This is a genomic window from Lysinibacillus sp. FW12 (genome assembly GCF_050817245.1).
Lineage (GTDB): Bacteria > Bacillota > Bacilli > Bacillales_A > Planococcaceae > Lysinibacillus > Lysinibacillus irui.
Genome location: NZ_CP139094.1, coordinates 4,099,078 through 4,124,357, shown reverse-complemented (window position 1 = coordinate 4,124,357; position 25,280 = coordinate 4,099,078). Strand labels below are relative to the sequence as shown.

Here is a 25,280-nt window from a genome sequence, read left to right as displayed (position 1 = left end):
CTTATAAAGAAGAAGAAGGGAAGGCACAATTCGCTAAAAAACGTCTTTTATATTTCTGTTTCTTTACAATTATAACTAAATTATTACGGGAGTCTTTAATTTTTGACAATTTAGTAACCATTCCAGAAAATGCTTGGTTATTATTGAGAGTAAGGTATAATAGGTAACGGAACTATATGTTACCAATACAATTGAGGGGATAATTAGTTGGAATGATATTGGTATCTATTAAATACCATGGTAAAAAAATCTTCTATAACTAATTTTATGTCCCAGTGCTTGAATTTTGGAAAAGATAGTGTTATATTATTGTAGAAAGTGAATAAACTTACTAGAATGGTATTCTACTACGCTTTTTCTAGTAAATTTACTAACAAATTTGCTTTAGTTTTGTATTATTCAAGAAAGCTATAATACATACATTTAGGTAACTAGGCGGTACTATAGTTTTCATTGGATTAATATCAATTTAAGGAATTTTAGGGAGGAATACATTAATGGCAAAGCAAAACAAAGGCCGTAAGTTCTTCGCGGCATCAGCAACAGCTGCATTAGTTGCATCTGCAATCGTACCTGTAGCATCTGCTGCGCAAGTAAACGACTACAACAAAATCTCTGGTTATGCTAAGGAAGCAGTTCAATCTTTAGTAGACGCTGGCGTTATCCAAGGTGACACTAAAGGGAACTTCAACCCACTTAACACAGTTACACGTGCACAAGCTGCTGAAATCTTCGCAAAAGCTTTAGATTTAACTGCTAGTGGCGATGTAAACTTCAAAGACGTGAAAGCTGGCGCTTGGTACTACAACTCAATTACTGCTGTTGTAGAAAACGGTATTTTTGAAGGTGTAAGCACAACTGAATTCGCACCAAACAAATCTCTAACTCGTTCTGAAGCTGCTAAAATTTTAGTAGAAGCTTTCGATTTAGAAGGTGAAGCAGATCTTAGCCAATTCGCTGACGCTTCTCAAGTAAAACCTTGGGCTAAAAAATACTTAGAAATCGCAGTAGCTAACGGCGTTTTCGAAGGTACTGACGCTAACAAACTTAACCCTAACAGCTCAATCACTCGTCAAGACTTCGCTTTAGTATTCAAACGTACTTTAGACAAAGTTGAAGGTGAAACTCCAGAAGAAGCAGCATTTGTTAAAGCTATCAACAACACAACTGTTGAAGTAACATTCGACGAAGAGGTTACTAACGTTCAAGCGCTTAACTTCAAAATCGATGGCTTAGAAATCAAAAACGCTTCTGTTAAACAATCAAACAAAAAAGTAGTTGTTTTAACAACAGCTTCTCAAACAGCTGAAAAAGAGTATGTTTTAACTCTTGACGGCGAAACAATCGGCGGATTTAAAGGTATTGCTGCTGTAGTTCCAACTAAAGTAGAACTAGTATCTTCTGCAGTTCAAGGTAAACTTGGCCAAGACGTTAAAGTTCAAGCTAAAGTTACTGTTGGCGAAGGTCAATCTAAAGCTGGTATCCCTGTAACTTTCAGTATCCCAGGAAACACAAATGATGCTGTTCACCCAACAATCGTAGGTGAAGCAGTAACAAATGAAGAAGGTATCGCTACTTACTCTTACACTCGTTATAAAGACGGTGTTGATGAAGTAACTGCTTATGCAACTGGTGATCGTTCTAAATTCTCACTTGGTTATGTATTCTGGGGTGTAGATACAATTCTTTCAGTTGAAGAAGTAACTACAGGTGCTACAATTAACAACGGGGCTAACAAAACTTACAAAGTTACTTATAAAAACCCTAAAACTGGTAAACCAGAAGCTAACAAAACATTCAACGTTGGTTTTGCTGAAAACATGAACGTAACATCTGATAAAGTAGCAAACGCTACAGTGAACGGTGTTGCTGCAAAACAATTAAACAACAATACTGCTCCATTAACAGCTCGCGTAACTACAGATTCTAAAGGTGAAGCTACATTCACAGTTTCTGGTACAAACGCAGAAGTGACACCTGTAGTATTTGACTTAAATACTACTACAAATGAGAGTGCAAATCTTTACAAAGCTTCTTTATTACAAGCTTCTGCTTCAAAAGTGAAATTTGCAGCAGTACAAGCAGACTACACTATCGAAGTAACTCGTGAGGGTGGCGAAGTAGCAGCAATTGGTTCAGATAATGGCCGCGAATACAAAATTATCGTAAAAGATAAAGATGGTAAATTAGCGAAAAATGAAGTCGTTAATGTAGCATTCAATGAAGATTTAGACCGTGTAATTTCAACAGTTACAGATGCTAAATTCATTGATACTGATAATGATGTATACGTTACTGAAAACAACGGTAAACAAATTTCTGTGAAAACAAATGAAAAAGGTGAAGCTACATTTGTTATCGGTTCTAGTAAAGTAGATGACTATGCAACACCAGTTGCTTGGATTGATATCAATACTTCTAATGCAAAAGAAGCTACTCTTGATGAAGGCGAACCAAAAACAGTTGCGCCAATTTCTTACTTCCAACGTGCTTACCTTGATGGAGCATCAGTTAAATCTTACGATAATAATGGTAAGAAACAAACTAAATTTGAAGATGGTCAAGTAGCAACATTTAAAGCAGAATTAGTAAACCAAAGTGATAAAGTAATTAAAGCTACTACTAAATCAGTGTCGTACACAGTGTTTAACACAGGTGCAAATGATGTTGTTGTTTCAGGAAAAACTGTTTCACCAAATCGTAGTATTACATTATCATACCCAGGTGAGTTATCTTCAGAGAATTTAGCAGTTCAACTTGCTAATGCTGAAAAATCATCATCTGTACGTGTGATTGCTACTGGTATCGCTATCAACCCTGCTGATGGTAAAGATTTTGCATTTACTGCTAAAGAAGCAACTGCAACATTCACAGCAACAACTGATGTAACAAACAACTACATTGGTCAAGTTGTATCTGTTAATAAAGCAGACAAAACTTTAACATTTAAAGGTAAAAAAGCTATTTCACTTAAAGATGCTAAGTTTGTAACTGAAAACAATGCTACACTTGCAGATTTAGATGCATTTGTTGCAGAATTAGAAAAGTATTCTACAGGTGTTGAAGTACAATACAGTAAAGATGCTGATGGTAAAGTAACATTTACTATCGTGCGTGCACTTATTGGTGGTACATCTGCTGATAAAGTTGCTGTTGATCAGTATAAATCTAATTTAACAAAAGCTGTTCAAACAGTTGCTTATGTTGCTGGTACACCTGCAACTACAACTATTGACGCTGCTTCCCTTAATACAATGGGTAACACGTTGACAGTAGATGGTAAAACATTCACATCTTATTGGGGTGGAACTGTAACATCTGAGTCAAACGACTTTAACAGCTTAGCTGATTTAGCATTCAAAATTAATCGTAATACAACTGTAAAAGCTTCTGTAAATGGTTCAGTGCTTACATTAACAGTTGATAAAGATGGTACTTTTGATGTTGTTCTTAACGGTACTACAAAAACTAGCCAACCTGGTGTGCTAGGTAAAGCTCAAGAAGTTACATTTACATTCTCTGATGCATTAAACGTTGCAAATGGAGATGCAGTAACTGTTAACGCTACTACTGGTACTGTAGCTTCTACATCAAATGGTAAGAAAACTGTAACTGTGAAATTTGCAGGTACAGGAGTTACAGGTCCTATTACTACATTCACAGTAACTGATACTACTAAAAAGAACCAAGTAATTGTTCCTGCTACTGGTATAGTTATTGAATAAACTATAATTTTAAGCAAAAGGACTTTGTGGATTCTCCACGAAGTCCTTTTGCATTTTTAAATAGTTTGTGAGTGATTTTATAGAGTTTTTAGAGGATGTTAAAAACACCCGTACCTAAATTCAAGACTTAGCACCACACTACCTCTATAGAGATTTCCTGCGAATAAAAAATTCGGTCACTTTACATTGAATTGTAAATATCACTTCATCTTCGCTATATAGAAGGCAGATTAATTAGTGGACAAATCAAAGTAGATGTAGGAAAAATACCCCTTCAGATATAAAGGTATGACTAAAAATACTTTTTGGACTTATATAGGTAATGGCCACATACAAAATCAGAACTAACAATAATCTACTTGTGTGTATGTATACATTGAAAACTCTAGCAATGGCACTCCACTTCACTACTTTGGTTTATTATACTCGCTTGCTTTTATCTATTTTCATGTAAATGGATTTATTTTCTTTCATGCCATTTATTCCTTTAAAGTATCCTTCTTATATTATTCCTATTTAACTTCAATAATTTCTCACCATTATTTATTTCATCTTGTTGTGTATCAGTGAAAATATATTTACCTAATTTAAGCGATTAACAGGTGTTCCTTTTAATCTGGCGTTAAAAAACTTGTTAGTCAAACAGACATAAAAGTTAAATTGTTCGCAATTAAGCACTTTTATGGAACTCATTGGTTATTTACCTTTTCATAGTAAGTACCATAAAGTACTTTTGAATAATCAAATGTAACTATTTTGGTTGTATAAGAAATTTTCTCTTTTATTCAGAGATATTTTTAATAGTTGGAGTTATATCCTATATGTGGATGTAATTTTATAGTATAATAACTCTATGTGCAAAAATACATAATTCGAGGAAGGTAGACTTATAATGACATTCACGGAATCAATAAGAAAATATATTTTGTCAGGGATTGTCGCGTTAGTTGTAGTAGGACTAATAGTGGCGAGTGTTTTAGCAAGCAAACAAGACGAAGATTTTTTGATGTCTGAGACTTTATATAATCAAGCCATACAATTACAAGCAGATAGTGATTTAGAAGGTTCAATAACAATGCTTTCAGAAGTATTAAAAAAGCAGCCAAATTCAGAAGTTGCTAATTATGTAGCAGGTCTAACAAATGCCCGAAATGGTGATTTTAAGCAAGCATCGATATATGTGCAAAAAGTTTTAGATATTAATCCATATAAGGTTGAAGACCCAAAATTTATGCTTCAATTGGGAGAAATATTTTTAGGTGCAGAGAAATTTGAAGAAGCAAAAATCGTGTTATTACGTTGTCAGGAATCACAATGGACATTGGAAGATATTCCAGACTATCAAGAGTATGTAACAACATTATTAGCTCAAATTGAAAATTCGCAATCAAAGGAAGGTACGGATAATGAGTAAGTTTTACGAAAAAGTTGCCTATCGTGATGTTGAGGAGGATATTCAATCACAAAAATCTATGGATAAGTGGATTTTTGGGTTACTTCTTATTGTAATTGGATTGGTACCATTAATAGTTATGGGGAGTGTAATAGAGATCCAGTCACCATTGATTTCAAATGTTAGTGCATTAATGGGGGGAGCAAAAGGTGACCTGTTTACACACTATAAAGCACTAGCTGTTGTTGGTATTACGGTGTTAGCAGCATTACTATTTATGGCAAAAGTTTTATTTATGGATGGCAAAATCCTAAAAACAAAATTGAATTATGCATTGGGAGCATTTGCAGTAGCAATTGTGTTATCAACAATATTTTCACCAAACATTTCGATTGCATTACATGGTCAATACAATCGTTCAGATGGTGCAATTAGCTGGCTATGTTATTTAGCGTTGTTTTTTATTGCGATGAATATTGAATACCCAAAAAAGGTAGTTAAATATGTAACATATGCTTTTACACCATTAACAATCATTAATTTTATCATTATTATTTTCAATTTTACAGGTAATGATCTTTTACAATATGCATGGATGAAGAAATTAGTAACTTTATTTCTGCCAAGTGATGTGAACCTTTCAGAAGGTTCTCATTTAGTAGGAACATTAAACCATGGTAACTATATGAGTGGGATGTTTGCAATTATAGCGACTATGTTTTTAGTGAATAGCGTTGTAGGTAAAAATATGCTTGATAAAATTTCTAGTTTTGTTTTATCAATTTTATCAATATTAATTGTACTAATGTCTCTATCAACGAGCGGTTTCTTAACAATGATTGTCATGTTACCTTTCATTTTATGGATAGCATTTAAGCATGACAAAAAAGTGTTTGCTTTAGGGCAAGTAGTTGTATTTTGTATGGTTTCCGTAGCAGGAGTTCATGTGCTTGCAAAAGAGAATGCTAAAGTATGGGATGAGTCATTTGGTTTCTTTATTTCAAATAATCCATATCAAGAAAAATCATTATCTTTTAGTAGTGACATGTTTAATTGGGATAATCGTGTATATGCTGCGGATACTCAATTTGAACTGCCATCTCCTGCTGAGAGTGGCGTGGGTGCAGGTTCCGGACGTGTTTATATTTGGTCATATATAATGGATTTAGTAAAGGACCGACCAATTTTAGGCTATGGTTTAGACACGTTAATTTATAATTTCCCACACTATAATAAAGATGCAAGAGCCAATCTTGAAACTCAAGAAGTAATTGTAGATAAACCTCATAATATGTATCTGGGTGTTTTATATGGGACAGGAATTGTTGGTTTTGTCGCATTTTTAGCACTGATTGTAATTGTAGTAGTAAGAAGCTTAAAGGTAGTTTTTAAGGGAAAGACTAGCACTATTGTATTAACCGTAGCTACTTTAGCATTTTTGTGTCAAGCCGTGTTTAATGATACATTGCCAGGAACAGCTGCGTCGTTATTTATAATTTTAGGTATCATGCAAAAAAAAGCAAGCGAGGATGTAACATCTGAGCATATCGATGAGGTATAAAAATTATGAGTAATATAAGATTATTAATAGATTTAACTTTAAAAGACTTTAAAAAGAAATATATAGGTTCATATTTGGGTATTCTATGGGCTTTTGTTACACCAATTATTACAATTGGTGTTTTCTGGTTTGTATTTGAGGTTGGGTTTAAATCTGCTCCAGTGGATAATTTTCCTTTCATCTTATGGTTATCCTGTGGAATGATACCGTGGTTTTTAATATCGGATATACTAAATAATGGAACAAACTCTGTTATTGAGAATGATTATTTGGTAAAAAAAGTAGTTTTTAAAGTTGAGTTATTACCCCTGGTTAAAGTACTTTCTGGATTAGTTATACACTTCGCTTTCATTATCTTTGTTATTGGGATATTTCTCTCTTATGGATATTCGTTAGATTGGTATAGTTTACAGATAATTTACTACTGTTTTGCAGTATGTGTTTTAGTAACAGGGATTATTTTTATTTCATCTGCTTTAATAATATTTTTAAAAGATATAGGTCAAATAATAAGTGTGATTTTACAGTTTGGTTTCTGGCTAACACCTATATTTTGGTCCTTAGAACAAATTCCAGAAAAGTACAATTTTTATTTAAAATTAAATCCCTTTTATTATATTATCAATGGTTATAGAGAGGCGCTTATATATAAAACATGGTTTTGGGAACATCCTTATTTAACTATTTATTTTTGGATTATAACAATTATCATGTTGATAATAGGTGTAATTATTTTTAGAAGATTGCGTCCGCATTTTGCTGATTCATTATAAGGAGCAAATAGAATGGAAAATGAAATTGTTATTAGTATAAAAAATCTTACAAAAGATTATAAGTTATATGAAAATAAAATGGACCGTTTGAAAGAAGCTATCTTTATAAATAAAAAAAAATATTATAAAGAGTTCTCTGCTTTAAGAGACGTATCGTTAGAAATAAAACGTGGAGAAACAATTGGGCTGATTGGTAAAAATGGTTCTGGAAAATCTACGCTTTTGAAAATACTTACAGGAATTATAACCCCAACAAGTGGAGAGTTAGAGGTTAAAGGTAAAATATCTGCGTTATTAGAGCTTGGGGCGGGGTTTAATCCAGAATACACAGGCCTTGAAAATATTTATTTAAATGCTACAATTCTTGGATTCACAAAGAGGCAAATAGATGATAAGCTTCAGGAAATATTGGATTTTGCTGATATTGGTGATTTTATATATCATCCAGTAAAACTATATTCGAGTGGTATGTTTGTTAGATTAGCTTATGCAGTACAGGCATGCATAGATCCAGAGATTCTAATAGTTGACGAAGCATTAGCTGTAGGAGATGCGGCATTTTCTCTAAAATGCATGAATCATATGAAAAAATTGGTAGCGAAAGGTGTTACTGTGATTTTGGTAACACATGATGTTCAGGCTATTCGTAGTTTTTGTAGTAGAGTTATTTGGCTTCAACACGGTGAGATCATTAAAGAAGGAAGCCCAAGTGAAATAACATCAGAATATGTAAAGAGTTTATTTTTAGAAGAAAAAGCTGAAAGCTTGGTAAATGCTAAAAAGGTAAAAATTAAAGAAAAAGAACCTAAAAAAGAACTAATTAGATGGGGAAATCATAAGGTTGTAATTAGGGATTTCAATATTTTTAATCAGGTAGACGAGGATACGGATATTCTATATTGGGGCGAAAGAATCTCAATCAAGTTTATAGCTGAAGTAATAGATACTGATATAGATTTTGAAAATTTAGGATTTGCTTTTAGCTTTAGAAACAAACATGGTCTTGATTTAATTGTATCAACGACTTTTGATGAAGGCATTAGCTTTGGAAATTATTCAAAAAATAAATTTATTGAAGTACAATTTGACCTTGAAAATATTTTGACACCTGGTGATTATTCATTAGTGTTATCAGCAGAAGATAGAAGCAATAATAATCCGAGTTATTACGATTTTATCGAAAATGCTGTTGTTTTTAAAGTTCTAGGGAATAAAAGGTTCTTTTCATTAGTACAACCTCAGATCAAACAACATGTGAACTTCAAGTAGTAATTTATGATGAAGGGGAAATTAATTAATAATGAGTAAATTAGATATTAATAGTAATGAGTATTGGGATGAGAGATTTATTAATGATTGGGAAGATTTGGAAGGTCATCAACAAACAAATTTTTTTGTGGATATATTAATTAATAATTTACCGGAATGGATGAATAGTACTCTACAGGATGTAACAGTATGTGATGCAGGGTGCGCAGAAGGTCAAGGAACCAATATCTTCAAACAGAAATATCAAACTATTGATATTGATGGGATAGATTTTTCAGAAGTTGCAATTGAAAAAGCTAAAGGATTATATCCAAATATCAGATTTTTTAAGGACGATATTTATAATCTATCAAAATGTTATGATATCATTTTCATTTCCAATGTTTTAGAACACTTCAATAATCCATTTGAAATAGTTAAAAAATTATTAGAGAAGACAAAACAACATCTAATTATCATGGTTCCATTTCAAGAGGTAGAGCGCCTAAGTGAACATTTTTATACTTTCAACTATGATAGTTTTCCAATAGGAATAAATGAGTTTGTGCTTTCTTATTTTAAAGAAGTTGACTGTCGTTTAATCCAAAACAGTTTATGGGATGGGAAGCAAGCTGTTGTTATTTATACTAAGCAAACCTTATTAACTGAAAAGAATAATATAAGTTCTATAGTTACTTTAAACTCTGATTTAGAGTATATGAAAAATGTAAACGAGAGACTTCATGAGCAAAAAAAAGAAATCTTACAATTAAGTGGTTGGGGAAGTGAGCTTTCAAGGGAAGTAAAAGATAGAGATAGTTTGATTGGCGAATTAAATATGAAAATTGAGCAGATATCGGCGTTTGTTCAAAAACAACAAAGTGATCTAGAAGAAAAAGACCAATTAATTCTTAAACAAAATCAAAAAATTAATGAAGTTTCCTTGTGGGGGAAATCTTTATACGAACAAATTCTCGAGAAAAATCTTATAATTGAAGAATTAAATAATAAAATTGAAGAAGTCTCAGCTTATATAAGAGGGAATATCAATGGCACAGATTAGTAAAGTGGTGAAAAAGTAATGACTAATAATGATAAAATAGATATTCAAAAATACTTAGAATTACACAAAAGATTAAACGAGCTTTATTATCAAAATTCTTTAGACTACAATAATAGACTCGAAGTAGTGCAGTCTACTAAAGCATGGAGATTAATGTGTTTAGCACGAAGAATTAATGAGCAATTTTTAAAGGGAAATTCTATTGAAAAAAAACAATTTTTACAATGGTTGAAACTAAAAATATTAAAGAAACCAGTGCCGAAAAATTTAGAATTAGCAAGATTTAGTCCCATTCAATTACAAAACATAGAACAATATAAAATTCCAGACTATAATTTGGAACAGTCATCAGGCAGTAAGTTATCTAATATAGACCATAGTGAATTATTTGCGGCATATCCTAAACAAATTGATTTATTTAGATTTCCTGTGATTGAATGGGATTTCAGGTGGCAACGTCCTCAACAAATCTCTGTTCAATTCGAAAAAAATGGGCATAGGGTATTTTATTTTTCAATTGAAACCTATGGTCTAAAAAATATCCAGCCAACGTATGAAGAGATAGCTAAGCATACTGTAATTAAAGAATTACAGCCTAATATTTATTGGGTGAAATTATGTACAAATAATCCTTTAAATGCTTATAAGGATAAAATTGAAGAAGAAGACCTTCAAATTATTAATCAATCTATAGAATATTTAAAGATAAAATTTAGAATTGGTGCAACATATTCTATTCTGGATTTACCATTCTGGGCGAACGTTTCGTTAAATCTAGAAAATAATATTACAATTTATGATTGTATGGATGATCATGAAGGTTTTTCAACAAATTCAAGTGAAATGTTATCCAATGAAGAAAAATTAATATATTCATCAGATATAGTATTAGCGTCCTCGCAAAGGTTGTATGAAAAAGTGATACAAAAAAACCCCAATACTCTTCTTGTCCGAAATGCAGGAGAGTATAATCATTTTTCAAAAAAGACTACAGATTTTGCTAATGAAGTGAAGAATTTAAAGGGGCCAGTTATTGGATACTATGGGGCTATCTCAGAGTGGTTCGATATTGGACTAATTGAAAAATTAGCAAAACGTAATCCAAGTTGGACTTTTGTTTTGGTAGGGAATACTTTTGGTTGTGATGTTTCTCAGGTAGAGAAAATGCCAAATATTATTTTAACAGGCGAAGTAACATATGAAAGCTTACCTAGTTACTTATATAAGTTTGATGTGTGTTTAATCCCATTTTTAATAAATAATTTAACATTAGCTACGAACCCTGTGAAAGTATATGAATATTTGGCTGCAGGTAAACCTGTTGTTTCAACAAAACTACCTGAACTAGAGTACATGAAAGAATTAGTTTATTTGGCTGATACAGTAGAAGATTTTGAGAAAAGTATTAAACAAAGTTTAATTGAAAATAATAAAAAATTAGTGGAAGAAAGAAAAAAATATGCTGCTATTAATACATGGGAAACTAGATATCAAGAAATAAAACAATTTATAACAAGTAAACAGCCAAAGGTAAGTATAGTTATTGTTACATATAATAACTGGTCATATACAAAGCAATGTTTAGAAAGTTTGATTCGTAACAATGAATATTCAAACTTGGAAATTATTATTGTTGATAATAATTCTACAGATGAGACAAAAATACAATTAGCCCGAATTGTAAATCCTAATATTAAAGTTCTGTTCTCTCCAGTTAATCTAGGATTTGCAGGAGGAAATAAAGCAGGCTGTAATTTAGCTACGGGCGAATATATTATTTTATTAAATAACGATACAATCGTCACACAAAATTGGATTGAAAAACTTATTAAGCCTTTAAAAGAAAATACTCATATTGGTATGGCTGGCCCAGTTTCAAATTCTGTGGGAAATGATCAAATGTTAGATTTTTGTATAGCAAACCCTATTTCCGGTCCATCTGAATTATGGCTACAAGATTTTAATCGATTTAATAAAGGGAAATTTAGATATACCGATTTATTAGGTTTTTATTGTGTAGCTATAAAAAAAGAAGTTTATGAAAAAGCTGGGGATTTAGATATAAATTATGGAATCGGAATGTTCGAAGATGATGATTACTGCGAGAAAGTAAAAAGTTTAGGTTATAAATTAGTAATAGTTGAAGATGTTTTTATTTATCATCATGGTAGTGTTAGTTTCAAAAAATTACAGTCAGAGCATTACAGGAATATTTGGGAAAAGAACAAAAGCTATTTTGAACAAAAATGGAATAAAGACTGGATGATGCCCAAACCTCCAAATTCATTGTTCTTAAATTTAGTTGATTCATCATCTATTGCTACTAAGGTTAAAGAAATACAAAAAAATCTTATTGTGATTATCGGTGAATGGTCTAATGACAATTTATTATTTAAACAATTTGTAGAAAACAAAATTAAAGAAAATCAGTTAGTGATAGTTGTTACAAAACTTTACAATGGGGAAGAATATCACGGACTTAGAAAAGTGACAGAAAATCTATATATAACTAATACAATTGATCTTATATCAAAAGTTACATTCCATGAAAAAATTCAATTTAATGATTTTATTGATGCAAGTATATTGAATGCTATTAAAGAATCGAAGGGAAGTGTAACAGTATAACAGATTTAGTGCAATCTGAAAAAATTAACAGGGGTAAATTTTAATGGAGTTAATAGCGAAAATTTCAAGAGTATTACAAAATAAACCAGAGATAATACAAAGGAAGATTATCAACAAATTGCCTCGTAATGTAAAAGGGAAAGTACTAAGGTTTCCAAAAGAAAGTGATTTAAAAAAACAAATACTTAATGTTATAGAAGGGAATAAAGGGAAGATTTTTATTTTCCCTTCTCCCTCTTGTCCATGGGGATATATGTTTCAAAGACCTCAACAAATTGCTAGAGCATTAGCAAAAGAGGGGAATATTGTTTTTTATATAGTAGACACATCATTTCCTTATGAGCCAGATTGGTATGTTCGGGGCTTATTAGAAATAGAGCCTAATTTATATTTATTCAATGATAACAAGGATGGAACAACTTTAATAAAAAGTTGTGCAAACGAGCAAGTCTTTGTTTGGCAATATTGGCCACACCAATTAAAAACAATTAATAATTGGGAGGGGCTTTATACGAATCTATTTAAAATATATGATTGCATAGACTATATAGATACATTTGATACCTATGATAACATTTTAAAGGATTTTGAGAAGTCTGTTGTAGATTGTAATTGTCTATTAGCTACAGCAAAATCAATAAAAAATGATTTATCTATATTTAATAAAGATGTTTTATACTTGCCGAATGCTGTTACGATAGAAGATTTTATGAATTATGATTTATTTGATTGGCCAGAATTAGAAAAAGTGAAAGCAGCAGATAAAAAAATTATTGGTTATTATGGTGCAATTGCTGAATGGTTTGATTTTGATACAGTAAAATATATAGCAAAATCTAATCCAGATTGGACTATTGTATTAGTAGGAGAGGTTTATCCTACAGTTGAAATGCAGGTAGAAGAACTTAAGCAAATAGGTAAAGTAGAAGTATTGAAACGAGTTTCATATAATAAAATCCCACATTTACTAAGCCTGTTTGATGTAGCAATTTTACCGTTTTTAATTAATGAGATTACATTGAGTACTTCTCCAGTTAAAGTTTTTGAATATTTAGCAGGAGGAAAGTGTGTAGTTAGTACACCCTTGCCAGAAGTTTTAGAGATTGAAGGCGTCTTTATAGGAGATACTAAAGAAGAATTTGAAAAGCAAGTCAAAGTGGCTTTGAATATAGGAGCGGAAATGAACCATCTTGAAAAACTTCGTAACGTAGCCGAGCAACATACATGGCAAAAACGTGTAAAAAAAATAAATGAAATTATTTGAGAGGAAACATGATAAAAGTATTAATATTTGATCGAATGAATTCTTCGAAATTTCCTGGTGGAGATACTGTACAGATTAATGCAATAAAAGATTTTTTAATTAACCATAATTTTAAAGTTACAGTGAGTGACAATCCATTAGAAAATTTAAGTAGCTATGATTATGTTTTTATTTTTAATTTAACCAATCCATTAGAAGCTTATTTATGTATGAAAGCTTGTGAAAAATATAGCAAGCCATATATTGCATTTCCAGTTTATTGGAATTTAGATTCGTTGAAAATGCCAGTTCAATTCAATATAAGAATGTTAGCAAAAAAAATTATGCCTGATTTTTTAAAATCTTATATAAGGGCTTTTAAATTCTTAAAAAATAATAAAGGAATTATAGACTTTTTTAACATTAAAGAAACAGAGTTATTTAATATAAAACAGTGTATCAAAAATATTTTAAAAAATGCATATTATGTTTGCCCTAATTCATATGCAGAATGGAAACATTTAAACGATAATTTTAAATTAGATCAATTAAATAAAAATGTTAAGGTAATTTATAATGGTGTAGATCTAAACAAATTAGAGAAAATTGAACAAGAAGATTCTATAAAAGAAAAATATAATTTACCTGAAAATTATATTTGCTGTGTGGGTGGCATTGGCCCAAGGAAGAATCAACTAAACTTAGTAAAAGCAGCCAACTTAGGAAATATAAATATTGTTTTAATTGGTAAAACATCATTTGGTTATGAAGACTATTTTAAAACTTTGAGAACAATATCTGGATCCAATATATATTATTTAGAACACCTCCCTCAAGAAGAAGTTTTTAAAATATTGAAAGGTAGTAAAGGTCATATTCAACCTAGTTTTATAGAAACTCCTGGTTTGGCTTCTTTAGAAGCACTTACTTTAGGATTACCCATAGCAGTATCGGATACAGAACCTACCAAGGAATATTTTTTGTGTAATGCAGAATACTGTAATCCTTTTTTTGTAGAAAGTATATATGAAAGTTTGGAAATGTTATTGCAAAGACCTTTAGAAAATAATATTGAATGGGTATCGCAATATAGTTGGGAAAATGTTTTAATAGAGCTTTTACCTTTATTAAAAAATTTATGATATGCAAAAAGGAGTTAAATAAATGAAACAAGCTTCATTAAAATATTTACTAAAAGGAAATATGGGGGATATTACCCTGATAATCATTTGTTACTTTTTGAGCCTTAGATATATTTTCCCGGGGTATTTCAATCCTGTTTTACCTCATCATTCAGATCAAATTGATTATTATAGAGACTTTCAAGGAAATACATTCTGGGATTTTTTTGTTTCATCTAGAGTAGTTGGAGATTTTTTATTAAGTTTAGTGGGTATGGTGAGCTACAAATCAATATTACTTTTCGGTATTGTAATAACTATTCTTAATATTTGTTTGATATTTAAGATTTACCAAAATATTACTGGTAAAAATATAAGTACATATTTAAAACTTTTATTTTTATTATTAATTTTTTCTCATCCGACATTTTACATAAATTATACATATGATATCTTTAGTACAATTGCACTTTTCTTTTTCTTAGTAGCTATTTTAGTTTGGTATAAGTATGAGATGAATTTAAGAAAGTCATTACTAGTAAGTTTATTTATATTATTATCACTATTGACTAAAGAAACTTATGGATTATCAATTATAGTATTTTTCATTTTCCAATTTTTCATTAATAAATATAATAAAAGAAAATATGCAATTTACTTAGCAATTTCAAGTATATTATTACTGATACTTACGTTAATTAGAAGTAAAATTATTGGAAGTGCATTTGTAAGTTTTAGTCCAGATAAAGACTCTCCATACTTTGTTTCTTACGATATGATCTCCTTATTAAAAACATTTTTTTATTATTTAAAAAGTGGAGTTAATTTCTATATTATTTTAATCATTTTTTTAGTGTTTGTGTTATCTATATTCAAGAAAAAATTTATACTGGAAATAATAATGATGTTAGTAATAGGTTGTTCAGCATATATTCCTTATTCGGTATTACCTAATCATGTGGTGCCACACTATGTTTGGGTTGCAGTACCATTAATAAGTTCTGTTGTATTAGTTTTATCTTCTATTGATATTGATAGAAGAATAGTAAATAGTATTTTAACTTTGATTTTAATACTGAATTTTACAACCACATTAGGATACAAAAATGATTATACGGATAACATGTGGGCAGTCTATCCAGAGAATGTTAATAATAATATATACAAAAGTTTAAATTTCGTAAAAGAACATATTGAACCAGAAGATAATGTATTGATTACAGGACTATATAATACTGAAGAAACTTGGTATAAATCTATGTATTTTGTAAAAGATACTTTCGATATTAAGGTGAATTTAACTGTGCTTAATACGGGAATAGAAGATGATACTAATTATACAAAGTTGAAAAATATTGGGAATGTAAATATTGAAGAATATAATAAAATCTTTGTTTATGATACTAACGGTATTTTGAAAAAATATTATGTTAATTCAAATTCCGAAGAATTAGAGTTTATTAAAGAAAATAGAGCGCAAATTTTATACCCTGAAATTAATACATTATTAAATCAACTTGAGGAAAATGATGATTGGTACTTGAACATGGAGTTGGGAAAAAAATACTTGAACATAAAAGATTTTGCAAATGCGGAATTATTTTTACTTAAGGCAGTGGAAAAGGCAAATGGTGGAAATCCATATCCTAGTTATTTTATGGGACAATTAAAAGAAAGTATGGGGGATTATACCACAGCTTTATCTTATTATGAACAGGCTATAAAAATTGATGATAATAATAAATATTTTTTTGATAGCTTAGAGCGAGTGAAGGCCTTATTAAAATAGTGTGGTAATTATGTTTATTTTTTGAGAGTATCAAGCAGAGAGATATCTGGTTACTAGCATAAAACTCTAATAAATGGAAGTTGTATCTTAGAAATTAGTAGATAAGGGGCATAGTGATGAACTTAAGTAGAATTTTAGAGATAGATATATTAGGAGACGATCGCGGAAACCTATCAGTTATAGAAAACCAAGTTCATGTACCTTTTGAAGTAAAAAGAGTGTTTTATATTTATAGTACAAAACAAGGGGTATGTAGAGGCTTTCATGCACATTATAAAACTAGACAAGCATTAATTAGCGTTTCAGGTTCATGTAAAGTATTTTTAGATAATACAATTAGAACAGATGAAGTACTTTTAGATGCACCTAATAAAGTCCTAATTTTGGAACCAAACGATTGGCATGAGATGTATGATTTCTCAGAAGATTGCGTGCTTTTAGTGCTTGCCTCAGAATTATATGATAGTAAGGATTATATTAGAGATTATAATAAATTTTTAGAAGTTTATTCTAAAAAAACACAGGAGGTGTAATATGGGGGAATTTTATAAGCACTCCCACGCTTTAATCGAAACCAAAGAGATAGGTGAAAATACTCGCGTCTGGGCTTTTGTACACATTTTAGAAGGTGCTAAAATTGGCGCTAATTGTAATATTTGTGATCATTGTTTTATCGAAAATGATGTGGAAATAGGAGACAATGTAACTATAAAATCAGGGATCTACATTTGGAATGGAGTTAAAATTGAAAATAATGCATTTTTAGGGCCTAATGTAGTTTTTACGAATGATTTAATGCCACGAAGTAAGCAATATCCGGAGTCATTTATGAAAACTTTAGTTGCAGAAGGAGCAAGTGTAGGTGCTAACAGTGTTATTATAGCTGGAAATACTATTGGCAAGTTTGCAATGGTAGGTGCTGGTTCAGTTGTAACAAAAGATGTTCCTGCGTACTCATTAGTATTTGGTAATCCAGCGAAATTTAAATATCATATTTGTGAATGTACAGAGAAACTACATTTTATTTCTGAAAAAGCTGAATGTAATTGTGGCAAAATATATAAAAAAGTTCTTACTGGAGAAGTGATACAATTAAAATGAAGGGTGAATAGTAAATGATTCAATTTTTAGATTTGAAAAAAATGAATGAAAAGCATTATGATGCCATTAGCCATGCATTAGATAAGGTTCTAAAATCTGGTTGGTATATACTGGGTAACTCTGTAAATGAATTCGAAAAGAAATTCGCAGACTTTTGTGGTACAAAATATTGTATTGGCGTAGCGAACGGATTAGATGCCCTTTCTTTAATAGTAAAAGCCTACGATATTGGAGAAGGAGATGAAGTCTTAGTACCTTCAAATACTTATATTGCTTCTATTTTAGCTATTTCCTCTAATGGTGCTACACCTGTTTTAGTAGAGCCTACTTTAAGTACATATAATATTAATCCTGCTAATATTGAAAAGCATATTACCAATAAAACAAAAGCTATTATGGTTGTGCATTTATATGGACAAAGTTGTGACATGGCTCCGATTATTGACATTGCAAAAAAATATAATTTAAAAGTTATAGAAGATTGTGCTCAAGCGCACGGTGCAATTTATAGAGGTGAAAAAGTAGGGAATCTTGGAGATGCAGCGGGTTTTAGTTTTTATCCAGGTAAAAATCTAGGCGCACTGGGGGACGGTGGGGCGATAACAACCAATGATGAAGCCTTATATACAAAAATAGTAGCTTTTAGAAATTACGGCTCTCATAAAAAATATGAAAACTTATATAAAGGCATTAATAGTAGACTTGATGAAATTCAAGCTGCTGTCCTTTCGGTAAAGTTAGATTTTTTAGTTAGCGAAAATAATGATAGACGTAAAATAGCAAAATATTATTTGGATAATATTAATAATAGCAACGTAATACTTCCATTAGTTGAAGTTGATACCCAGCATGTATGGCATGTTTTTGTAGTACGAACAAAAGAACGTGATAGACTTCAAAAATATTTGCTCGAAAACTCTATTCAAACAATTATTCATTATCCTATCCCACCTCATAAACAAAAGGCCTATAAAGAATGGAATCATTTAAGTTTTGAAATATCCGAGAAAATTCATAGTGAAATTTTAAGCTTACCAATAAGTCCTGTAATGACCATTGAAGAAGCCAAGAAGGTTGTAAAGGTAATTAATAGTTATGAGTAAAAAGACTTTTTCTATTTTAGTTCCAATTTACTTTAATGAATTAAATATTCCATATACAGTACCAAGGCTTCAATCACTAACAGAACTATTCCCAAGTTACGATCTTGAATTTGTTTTTGTTGATGATGGTTCTAAAGATGACTCTTTAAAATTATTACTGGAAGAAAGGAAAAAAGATGCCCGTATTAAAGTAATAAAGTTAAGTAAAAATTATGGATCAATGCAAGCAATTCAGGCAGGATTAAATTACGTTTCTGGAGACTGTGTAGGTATTATTTCAGCAGATCTTCAAGATCCTCCAGAGTTATTCAAAGATATGATTAAGTGTTGGGAACGAGGCAAAAAAGTAGTAATGGCAACGCGAACTGATCGTGAAGAAAGCTTTTCTCAAAAACTTTTTTCAAACACTTATTACTACTTGATGGATAGATTTGCAATTAAAGGTTATCCAAAAGGTGGTTTTGATTTTGTTCTAATCGATAAACAAGTTGTCCAGGAATTAGTTTTAATTAGCGAAAAAAATACAAATATTATGAGTTTAATTTTTTCACTTGGCCATGATCAAGACTTCATTCCATATATTCGACAAGAAAGAAAACATGGTAAATCACGTTGGACTTTATCAAAAAAAATTAAACTTTTTGTTGACTCATTTGTGAGTTTTTCTTATGCACCGATCCGCTTTATGACAGGGATTGGGTTTACAGTTGCCTTATTAAGTTTTATCTATGCATTATTTACAATTGTTGCATACATAGCTGGATATGTAGCTGTACAAGGTTGGACAACTATTGTAGCACTAATTACCTTATTACAAGGAATTATTATGATGATGCTCGGAATAATTGGAGAATATTTATGGAGGATCCTAGATGAGACTCGAAAAAAACCTGGTTTCATTGTAGATGAAGTGTATGAATAAGGAATTTATTCGTTTTTTATGTGTTGGTGGTTTTAATACAGTTGCAACTTATTGCGTTTATCTAACGTTACTCTCATATATAGAATATAATTATGCTTATGTCATTTCTTATATCAGTGGAATTGTTATCTCGTTTCTATTAAATGCAAAATATGTTTTTAATGTTAAACTAACGTTTAAAAAGGCAATTGGATATCCAATTGTGTATATCGTTCAATATATAATAAACGTGATTGTACTTAATTTATTAGTTAAAAATAATATTGTTAATGAGGTTATGGCACCTATTTTAGTTATAGTAGTTTCAATACCATTAACATTTCTATTATCAAAATACATTTTGAAAAAATAAGTAATTGCAGGAGAGGAACATTTTGAAGGGAATTATTTTAGCGGGAGGAAGCGGTACACGCTTATACCCCTTAACTCGCTCAGTATCTAAACAATTATTACCGATTTATGACAAACCAATGATTTATTATCCGTTGTCAGTACTGATGTTAGCTGGCATTAAAGATATTCTAATTATCTCAACACCTGAGGATACCCCCCGTTTTGAGCAATTATTAGGTGATGGGCAAGATTTGGGATTAAACTTATCATATGCTGTCCAACCGTCACCTGATGGCTTAGCTCAAGCATTTATTATCGGAGAAGAATTTATAGGCTCAGAGTCTGTTGCTTTAATTTTAGGAGATAATATATTCTACGGACATAAATTTACAGCAATGTTAGAACGAGCTGCTTTAAGAGAAAATGGAGCTACAGTTTTTGGCTATAATGTTAAAGATCCAGAACGATTTGGAGTTGTTGAGTTTGATAATAAGGGTAAAGCAATTTCTATAGAAGAAAAACCTGAATTACCTAAATCTAGTTATGCTGTAACTGGGTTATATTTCTATGATAATCGTGTAGTAGAAATTGCAAAGTCTATCAAACCATCTCCTCGTGGAGAGCTTGAAATTACGGATATAAACAAGGCTTATTTAGAATCCGGAAATCTTCATGTGGAATTATTAGGTCGAGGTTTTGCATGGCTCGATACAGGAACACATGAGTCGCTTTTAGAAGCATCAGCTTTTATCGAAACGATAGAAAGACGACAAAGTTTAAAAGTAGCATGTTTAGAGGAAATTGCTTTTCGTAAAGGGTATATTTCAAAAGAGCAGTTATTAGAGTTAGCAGAACCGTTAAAGAAAAATGGATATGGTCAATATCTTATTTCATTAGCAAATAAAAAATTATAAGGGGTCCTTTATGGTGGGATTTATTAAGACAAAGTTATTAGATGCATATCTTTTTGAGCCAAAGGTATTTGGGGATAATCGAGGCTTCTTTATGGAAACTTATAACGCCCAATTATTTGAGGATAATGATTTCACATTTAACTTTATACAAGATAATCATGCACTATCAAATGAGAGTGGTGTTTTACGAGGTTTGCATTACCAATTAGAGCCATTCGCTCAAACGAAGCTTGTAAGAGTTACCAGTGGTGCCGTTTATGATGTAATTGTGGATATTCGTCAAGGGTCTCCGACGTATGGTCTATGGGAAGGATTTATATTAAGTGAAAGTAATAAAAGGCAATTACTTATTCCACAAGGCTTTGCCCATGGTTATTGCACTTTAGTTGAAAATACAGAGTTTCTTTATAAGGTAGATAATTATTATTCTCCAGAGCATGATCGGGGGATTGCTTGGGATGATCCAGATTTGAATATAGACTGGCCAACGTCAAATCCAATATTATCTGACAAAGATACAAAGCATCCTTATTTAAAGGATTTAGAACGCCAATTTATTTATAAAGGTTAGGAATGATAATATGAAGATTTTAGTTACAGGTGGAGCAGGTTTTATTGGTAGTAACTTTGTTAACTACATGATGGAAAAATATCCTGAGTATTCGATTGTTAATGTTGATGCTTTAACATATGCAGGTAACTTAGAAAATTTAAAGCCATCTGAAGGCAAGCCAAATTATCAATTTGTCAAGGCTGATATAACAGATACAGAGACGATGGATCAACTAATTGGTGATGGTGTAAATGCTGTTATTAATTTCGCTGCAGAATCACATGTTGACCGTAGTATTACAAACCCTAGTATTTTTGTGCAAACAAATATTCAAGGGACACAAGTATTATTGGATGCAGCCAAGAAGTACAATGTGAAAAAATATTTACAAGTATCAACTGATGAAGTATATGGCTCATTGGGGGAGGGTGGTTATTTTACTGAACAAACACCACTAGCTCCAAATAGCCCTTATAGTGCAAGTAAAGCTGGAGCAGATATGCTTGTACTTGCATATCATGAAACATTTGGTCTACCAGTAAATATTACACGTTGTTCTAACAATTATGGTCCATTCCATTTCCCTGAAAAACTAATTCCTTTAATGATCATTAATGCTTTAAATGATAAAAAACTTCCTGTCTATGGTGATGGTAAGAATGTTCGAGATTGGCTACATGTAACAGATCATTGCAGTGCTATTGATTTGGTTTTACATAAAGGCATGAATGGTGAAGTTTATAATGTAGGTGGACATAATGAAAAAACGAACTTAGAGGTTGTTAAAGAAATCTTAAAGCAGCTTGATAAGCCAGAATCATTAATCCAATATGTAGAAGATCGTTTAGGTCATGATCGACGTTATGCCATTGATCCGACGAAGCTTCAAAAAGAGTTAGGCTGGGAGCCAACGTATACATTTGAAACAGGTTTAAAAGAAACGGTACAATGGTATCTAGATAATCAGGCCTGGTGGGAAAATATCATTTCGGGAGATTATCAAAACTATTATCAACAACAGTATGGTGGTAAATTGTAATGAGGATTATGGTAACAGGTGCTAATGGACAACTAGGTCAGGAGCTTGTTAAACAATTATCAGATAGTGAATACGATTTGTTTGCATTTACTAAAACTCAGTTAGATATTACAGATATAGAGAGTGTGTTAACTGTATGTGGTGATATCAAACCCCATATTATTATTAATGCTGCTGCCTATACAAATGTTGATGGAGCAGAAACTAATGAAGAGTTAGCTTTTCAAGTAAATGCTGTAGGGCAGCGGAATTTAACTGTTGCAGCAGAAAAAGTTGGAGCAAAAATTTGTTATATTAGTACTGACTATGTTTTCAATGGACAAGCAACGTCTCCATATAATGAGTATATGAATGTGGATCCATTAGGAGTGTATGGACAATCAAAGTATGCAGGTGAGTTTTTAACACAAACGCTTCACACAAAGTACTTTATTGTACGTACAGCATGGGTTTATGGAGAATATGGTCCTAACTTTGTGAAAACCATGCTAAAATTAGCTGAGGAAAAATCCGAGCTGGGTGTAGTTTATGACCAAGTTGGATCTCCTACTTATACAGTTGACTTAGCAGAGTTTCTAATTGAGCTAGTACAAACTGAAAAATACGGTATCTATCATTGTACAAATAGTGGAATATGCTCTTGGTATGAATTTGCCCAAGAGATATTTAAATTAGCTAAAAAAGATCTCAAAGTTGATCCATTAACGTCAGATCAATTCCCAAGACCTGCAAAGCGTCCAGCTTATTCTGTCTTAGGCGATTTGTCGGTTCGAATAAATGGCTTTACTCCTAGGAGAAATTGGAAGGAAGCTTTAGGTGAATATATAAACAAAAATAACAATCTCCTTTAGATTGTTATTTTTGTTTATAAAGCTATAATTAAAATGTATTATAAAAGGAATAGAGGGGTAATTTGGCTAGTATAGCTGTTCAAATCGTTACATATAATAGTGCGGATTATATAGCAGATTGTTTAGATTCAGTAATTTTGCAATCGTATCCAGTTGAGAAGATAATAGTCATTGATAATGATTCAAATGATTGCATTAAAGACATTGTTTCTCATTATTCGAATGTTTATTTTGTTCAAAATAGCATAAATAGCGGATTTGTAGGTGGTCATAACCAAGGTTTAAATTATGCTGAGACAGATTATGTTTTAGTATTAAATCCAGATGTAATATTAGATAAATATTATATAGAACATATTATAAAATTTATGCAGCTTAATGAAAAGGTTGGTGCTGCAACTGGTAAATTATATAGAGATTTAAATTCACACATTATTGACAGTACAGGAATTAATATAAAGAAAAGTCGTCGTGCAGTTGATCGGGGAAGTGGGGAAGTAGACCAAGGACAATATGATGATATGATAAATGTTTTTGGAGTTTCAGGTGCTGCTGCGGTTTATAAAAGAGCAATGGTTGACATGATTTCAAGAGATGGGCAATTTTTTGACGAAAGTTTTTTTGCTTATAAAGAAGATGTTGATGTTAGTTGGAGAGCAAGGCTAGCAGGTTGGGAAATATGTTTTGTCCCTAAAGCCATAGCAAAACATGAACGCAGTTGGAAGGATAATAAATCAAGGAAGGATATCTCCCTTAAAACCAGAAAACATTCCTATATCAATAGACATTTTTATGTAATTAAAAACGATAACATATTTTACTTTTTATTGCATTTTCCTTTTATTTTACTATATGAAGCATCTTGTTTAGTTTATATTCTCCTAAAAGAACGAAAGCTTTTCTATGCATATAAACTTCTTTTTATAGAGTATAAAAGTCTAAAAAATAAGAAAGCGTTTATACAATCATATAGAAAGGCTCCTTCGAAAAAGATTTATCAATATTTTAAAGGAATATGGTAAAAATTAAAATGGATTTAAGTATAGTAATTGTTAATTATAATACAAAAAAGCTAACAATTGATTGTATTCAATCAGTTTTAAAATCAAATTTAAGTTTCCAATATGAGATTTTTGTAGTAGATAATGCTTCTTCAGATGGGTCTGTAGTACAAATTCAAAATCTATTTCCGCAAGTGCATACGATATCTAATAAAGAAAATGTCGGATTTTCCAAAGCTAATAACCAAGCAATAAGAGAGTGTAACGGCCGTTATGTTTTATTGCTAAATTCTGATACTATAGTGAATGACAATACATTAGATAAAATTATTTGTTTCATGGATAGAGAAACGAATATTGGTGCTGTTGGATGCGAAGTAAATTTAGCTGATGGTACATTGGATAAGGCTTGCCATAGAGGCTTTCCAACTCCAGATGCGTCCTTCTATTATATGATAGGTTTAGCTCAAAAATATCCAACTAGCCCTAAATATAATAGCTATCATAAAAGCTACCTCAATATGAAAGAAATACATGACATTGATTGTTTAGTAGGTGCATTTATGATGGTAAGAAGAGAAGTAATTGAGCAAGTGGGGCTTTTAGATGAAGAATTTTTTATGTATGGGGAAGATATAGACTGGTGTTATAGAATTAAAGAAGCAGGATGGCGAATTGTTTATAATCCAACGGTATCTATTACTCATTATAAGGGTGCTAGTAGTCGAAAAAAGCCATTTAAAATAGTTTATGAGTTCCATAGAGCCATGTATATATTCCATAAAAAGCATTTTGCAAAAAAATATAACTTTTTTGTTAATAGTGTAGTTTATACAGGAATTACATTAAAGCTAACATTGGCTACAATAAGTAACCTTTTGAAAAAAGTACATTAAATATAAAGTTAAATAGGTGATTA

The 25,280-nt window shown here is 31.1% G+C and carries 21 protein-coding genes; all 21 read left to right on the top strand.

Features of this window, described 5'->3' with window-relative positions; genetic code table 11:
• Positions 1-497 precede the first annotated feature (497 nt).
• The 21 genes from SJW71_RS21175 to SJW71_RS21075 all read left to right on the top strand — a co-directional run bounded on the left by SJW71_RS21175 (position 498) and on the right by SJW71_RS21075 (position 25,257).
• Positions 498-3,725, top strand: coding sequence for an S-layer homology domain-containing protein (locus tag SJW71_RS21175; protein WP_431811505.1), 3,228 nt, complete (start codon positions 498-500; stop codon positions 3,723-3,725).
• An 892-nt stretch (positions 3,726-4,617) separates the two neighbouring features.
• Complete coding sequence (locus SJW71_RS21170) at positions 4,618-5,139, top strand: tetratricopeptide repeat protein (protein ID WP_431811504.1); 522 nt, start codon at positions 4,618-4,620, stop codon at positions 5,137-5,139.
• Positions 5,132-6,679: an O-antigen ligase family protein gene (locus SJW71_RS21165; RefSeq protein ID WP_431811503.1), complete on the top strand. Its 1,548-nt coding sequence runs from the start codon at positions 5,132-5,134 to the stop codon at positions 6,677-6,679. The genes SJW71_RS21170 and SJW71_RS21165 overlap by 8 nt, the downstream gene beginning before the upstream one ends.
• Before the next feature lie 5 nt (positions 6,680-6,684).
• A complete protein-coding gene (locus SJW71_RS21160; protein WP_431811502.1) occupies positions 6,685-7,452 on the top strand; it encodes an ABC transporter permease in 768 nt (255 codons plus the stop codon).
• Between the two features lie 12 nt (positions 7,453-7,464).
• Positions 7,465-8,721, top strand: coding sequence for an ABC transporter ATP-binding protein (locus tag SJW71_RS21155; protein ID WP_431811501.1), 1,257 nt, complete (start codon positions 7,465-7,467; stop codon positions 8,719-8,721).
• Between the two features lie 31 nt (positions 8,722-8,752).
• Entirely contained in the window at positions 8,753-9,763 is a 1,011-nt protein-coding gene (locus SJW71_RS21150) for a methyltransferase domain-containing protein (protein ID WP_431811500.1), read from the top strand.
• An 18-nt stretch (positions 9,764-9,781) separates the two neighbouring features.
• Complete coding sequence (locus SJW71_RS21145; RefSeq protein ID WP_431811499.1) at positions 9,782-12,391, top strand: glycosyltransferase; 2,610 nt, start codon at positions 9,782-9,784, stop codon at positions 12,389-12,391.
• A 43-nt stretch (positions 12,392-12,434) separates the two neighbouring features.
• Complete coding sequence (locus SJW71_RS21140; RefSeq protein ID WP_431811498.1) at positions 12,435-13,655, top strand: glycosyltransferase; 1,221 nt, start codon at positions 12,435-12,437, stop codon at positions 13,653-13,655.
• An 8-nt stretch (positions 13,656-13,663) separates the two neighbouring features.
• Positions 13,664-14,776, top strand: coding sequence for a glycosyltransferase (locus tag SJW71_RS21135; protein ID WP_431811497.1), 1,113 nt, complete (start codon positions 13,664-13,666; stop codon positions 14,774-14,776).
• Positions 14,777-14,798: 22 nt separating this feature from the next.
• A complete protein-coding gene (locus SJW71_RS21130) occupies positions 14,799-16,544 on the top strand; it encodes a tetratricopeptide repeat protein (RefSeq protein WP_431811496.1) in 1,746 nt (581 codons plus the stop codon).
• A 116-nt stretch (positions 16,545-16,660) separates the two neighbouring features.
• Positions 16,661-17,077 carry a sugar 3,4-ketoisomerase gene (locus SJW71_RS21125; protein WP_431811495.1) on the top strand — a complete coding sequence of 139 codons (417 nt, stop codon included), beginning with the start codon at positions 16,661-16,663 and terminating at the stop codon, positions 17,075-17,077.
• A gap of 1 nt (position 17,078) precedes the next feature.
• Positions 17,079-17,645 (top strand): acyltransferase, encoded by a 567-nt coding sequence (locus SJW71_RS21120; protein ID WP_258860910.1) that lies wholly within the window; start codon positions 17,079-17,081, stop codon positions 17,643-17,645.
• A 14-nt stretch (positions 17,646-17,659) separates the two neighbouring features.
• Entirely contained in the window at positions 17,660-18,748 is a 1,089-nt protein-coding gene (locus tag SJW71_RS21115) for a DegT/DnrJ/EryC1/StrS family aminotransferase (protein ID WP_431811494.1), read from the top strand.
• The gene (locus SJW71_RS21110) at positions 18,741-19,670 is read left to right on the top strand and encodes a glycosyltransferase family 2 protein (protein WP_431811493.1); all 930 of its coding nucleotides are present in this window, start codon (positions 18,741-18,743) and stop codon (positions 19,668-19,670) included. Before SJW71_RS21115 ends, SJW71_RS21110 begins: the two co-directional genes overlap by 8 nt.
• The gene (locus SJW71_RS21105) at positions 19,654-20,022 is read left to right on the top strand and encodes a GtrA family protein (protein ID WP_431811492.1); all 369 of its coding nucleotides are present in this window, start codon (positions 19,654-19,656) and stop codon (positions 20,020-20,022) included. Before SJW71_RS21110 ends, SJW71_RS21105 begins: the two co-directional genes overlap by 17 nt.
• Before the next feature lie 22 nt (positions 20,023-20,044).
• Positions 20,045-20,917, top strand: a complete 873-nt coding sequence (rfbA, locus tag SJW71_RS21100) for a glucose-1-phosphate thymidylyltransferase RfbA (protein ID WP_431811491.1) — start codon at positions 20,045-20,047, stop codon at positions 20,915-20,917.
• A 10-nt stretch (positions 20,918-20,927) separates the two neighbouring features.
• Positions 20,928-21,488, top strand: a complete 561-nt coding sequence (gene rfbC / locus SJW71_RS21095) for a dTDP-4-dehydrorhamnose 3,5-epimerase (RefSeq protein ID WP_374116341.1) — start codon at positions 20,928-20,930, stop codon at positions 21,486-21,488.
• A gap of 10 nt (positions 21,489-21,498) precedes the next feature.
• The gene (gene rfbB, locus SJW71_RS21090; protein ID WP_431811490.1) at positions 21,499-22,509 is read left to right on the top strand and encodes a dTDP-glucose 4,6-dehydratase; all 1,011 of its coding nucleotides are present in this window, start codon (positions 21,499-21,501) and stop codon (positions 22,507-22,509) included.
• On the top strand, positions 22,509-23,360 hold the full coding sequence (gene rfbD, locus SJW71_RS21085; RefSeq protein ID WP_431811489.1) for a dTDP-4-dehydrorhamnose reductase: 852 nt from the start codon (positions 22,509-22,511) through the stop codon (positions 23,358-23,360). Before rfbB ends, rfbD begins: the two co-directional genes overlap by 1 nt.
• A gap of 62 nt (positions 23,361-23,422) precedes the next feature.
• Positions 23,423-24,382, top strand: a complete 960-nt coding sequence (locus SJW71_RS21080; RefSeq protein WP_431811488.1) for a glycosyltransferase family 2 protein — start codon at positions 23,423-23,425, stop codon at positions 24,380-24,382.
• Between the two features lie 8 nt (positions 24,383-24,390).
• Positions 24,391-25,257, top strand: a complete 867-nt coding sequence (locus SJW71_RS21075; RefSeq protein WP_431811487.1) for a glycosyltransferase family 2 protein — start codon at positions 24,391-24,393, stop codon at positions 25,255-25,257.
• Positions 25,258-25,280: the final 23 nt, after the last annotated feature.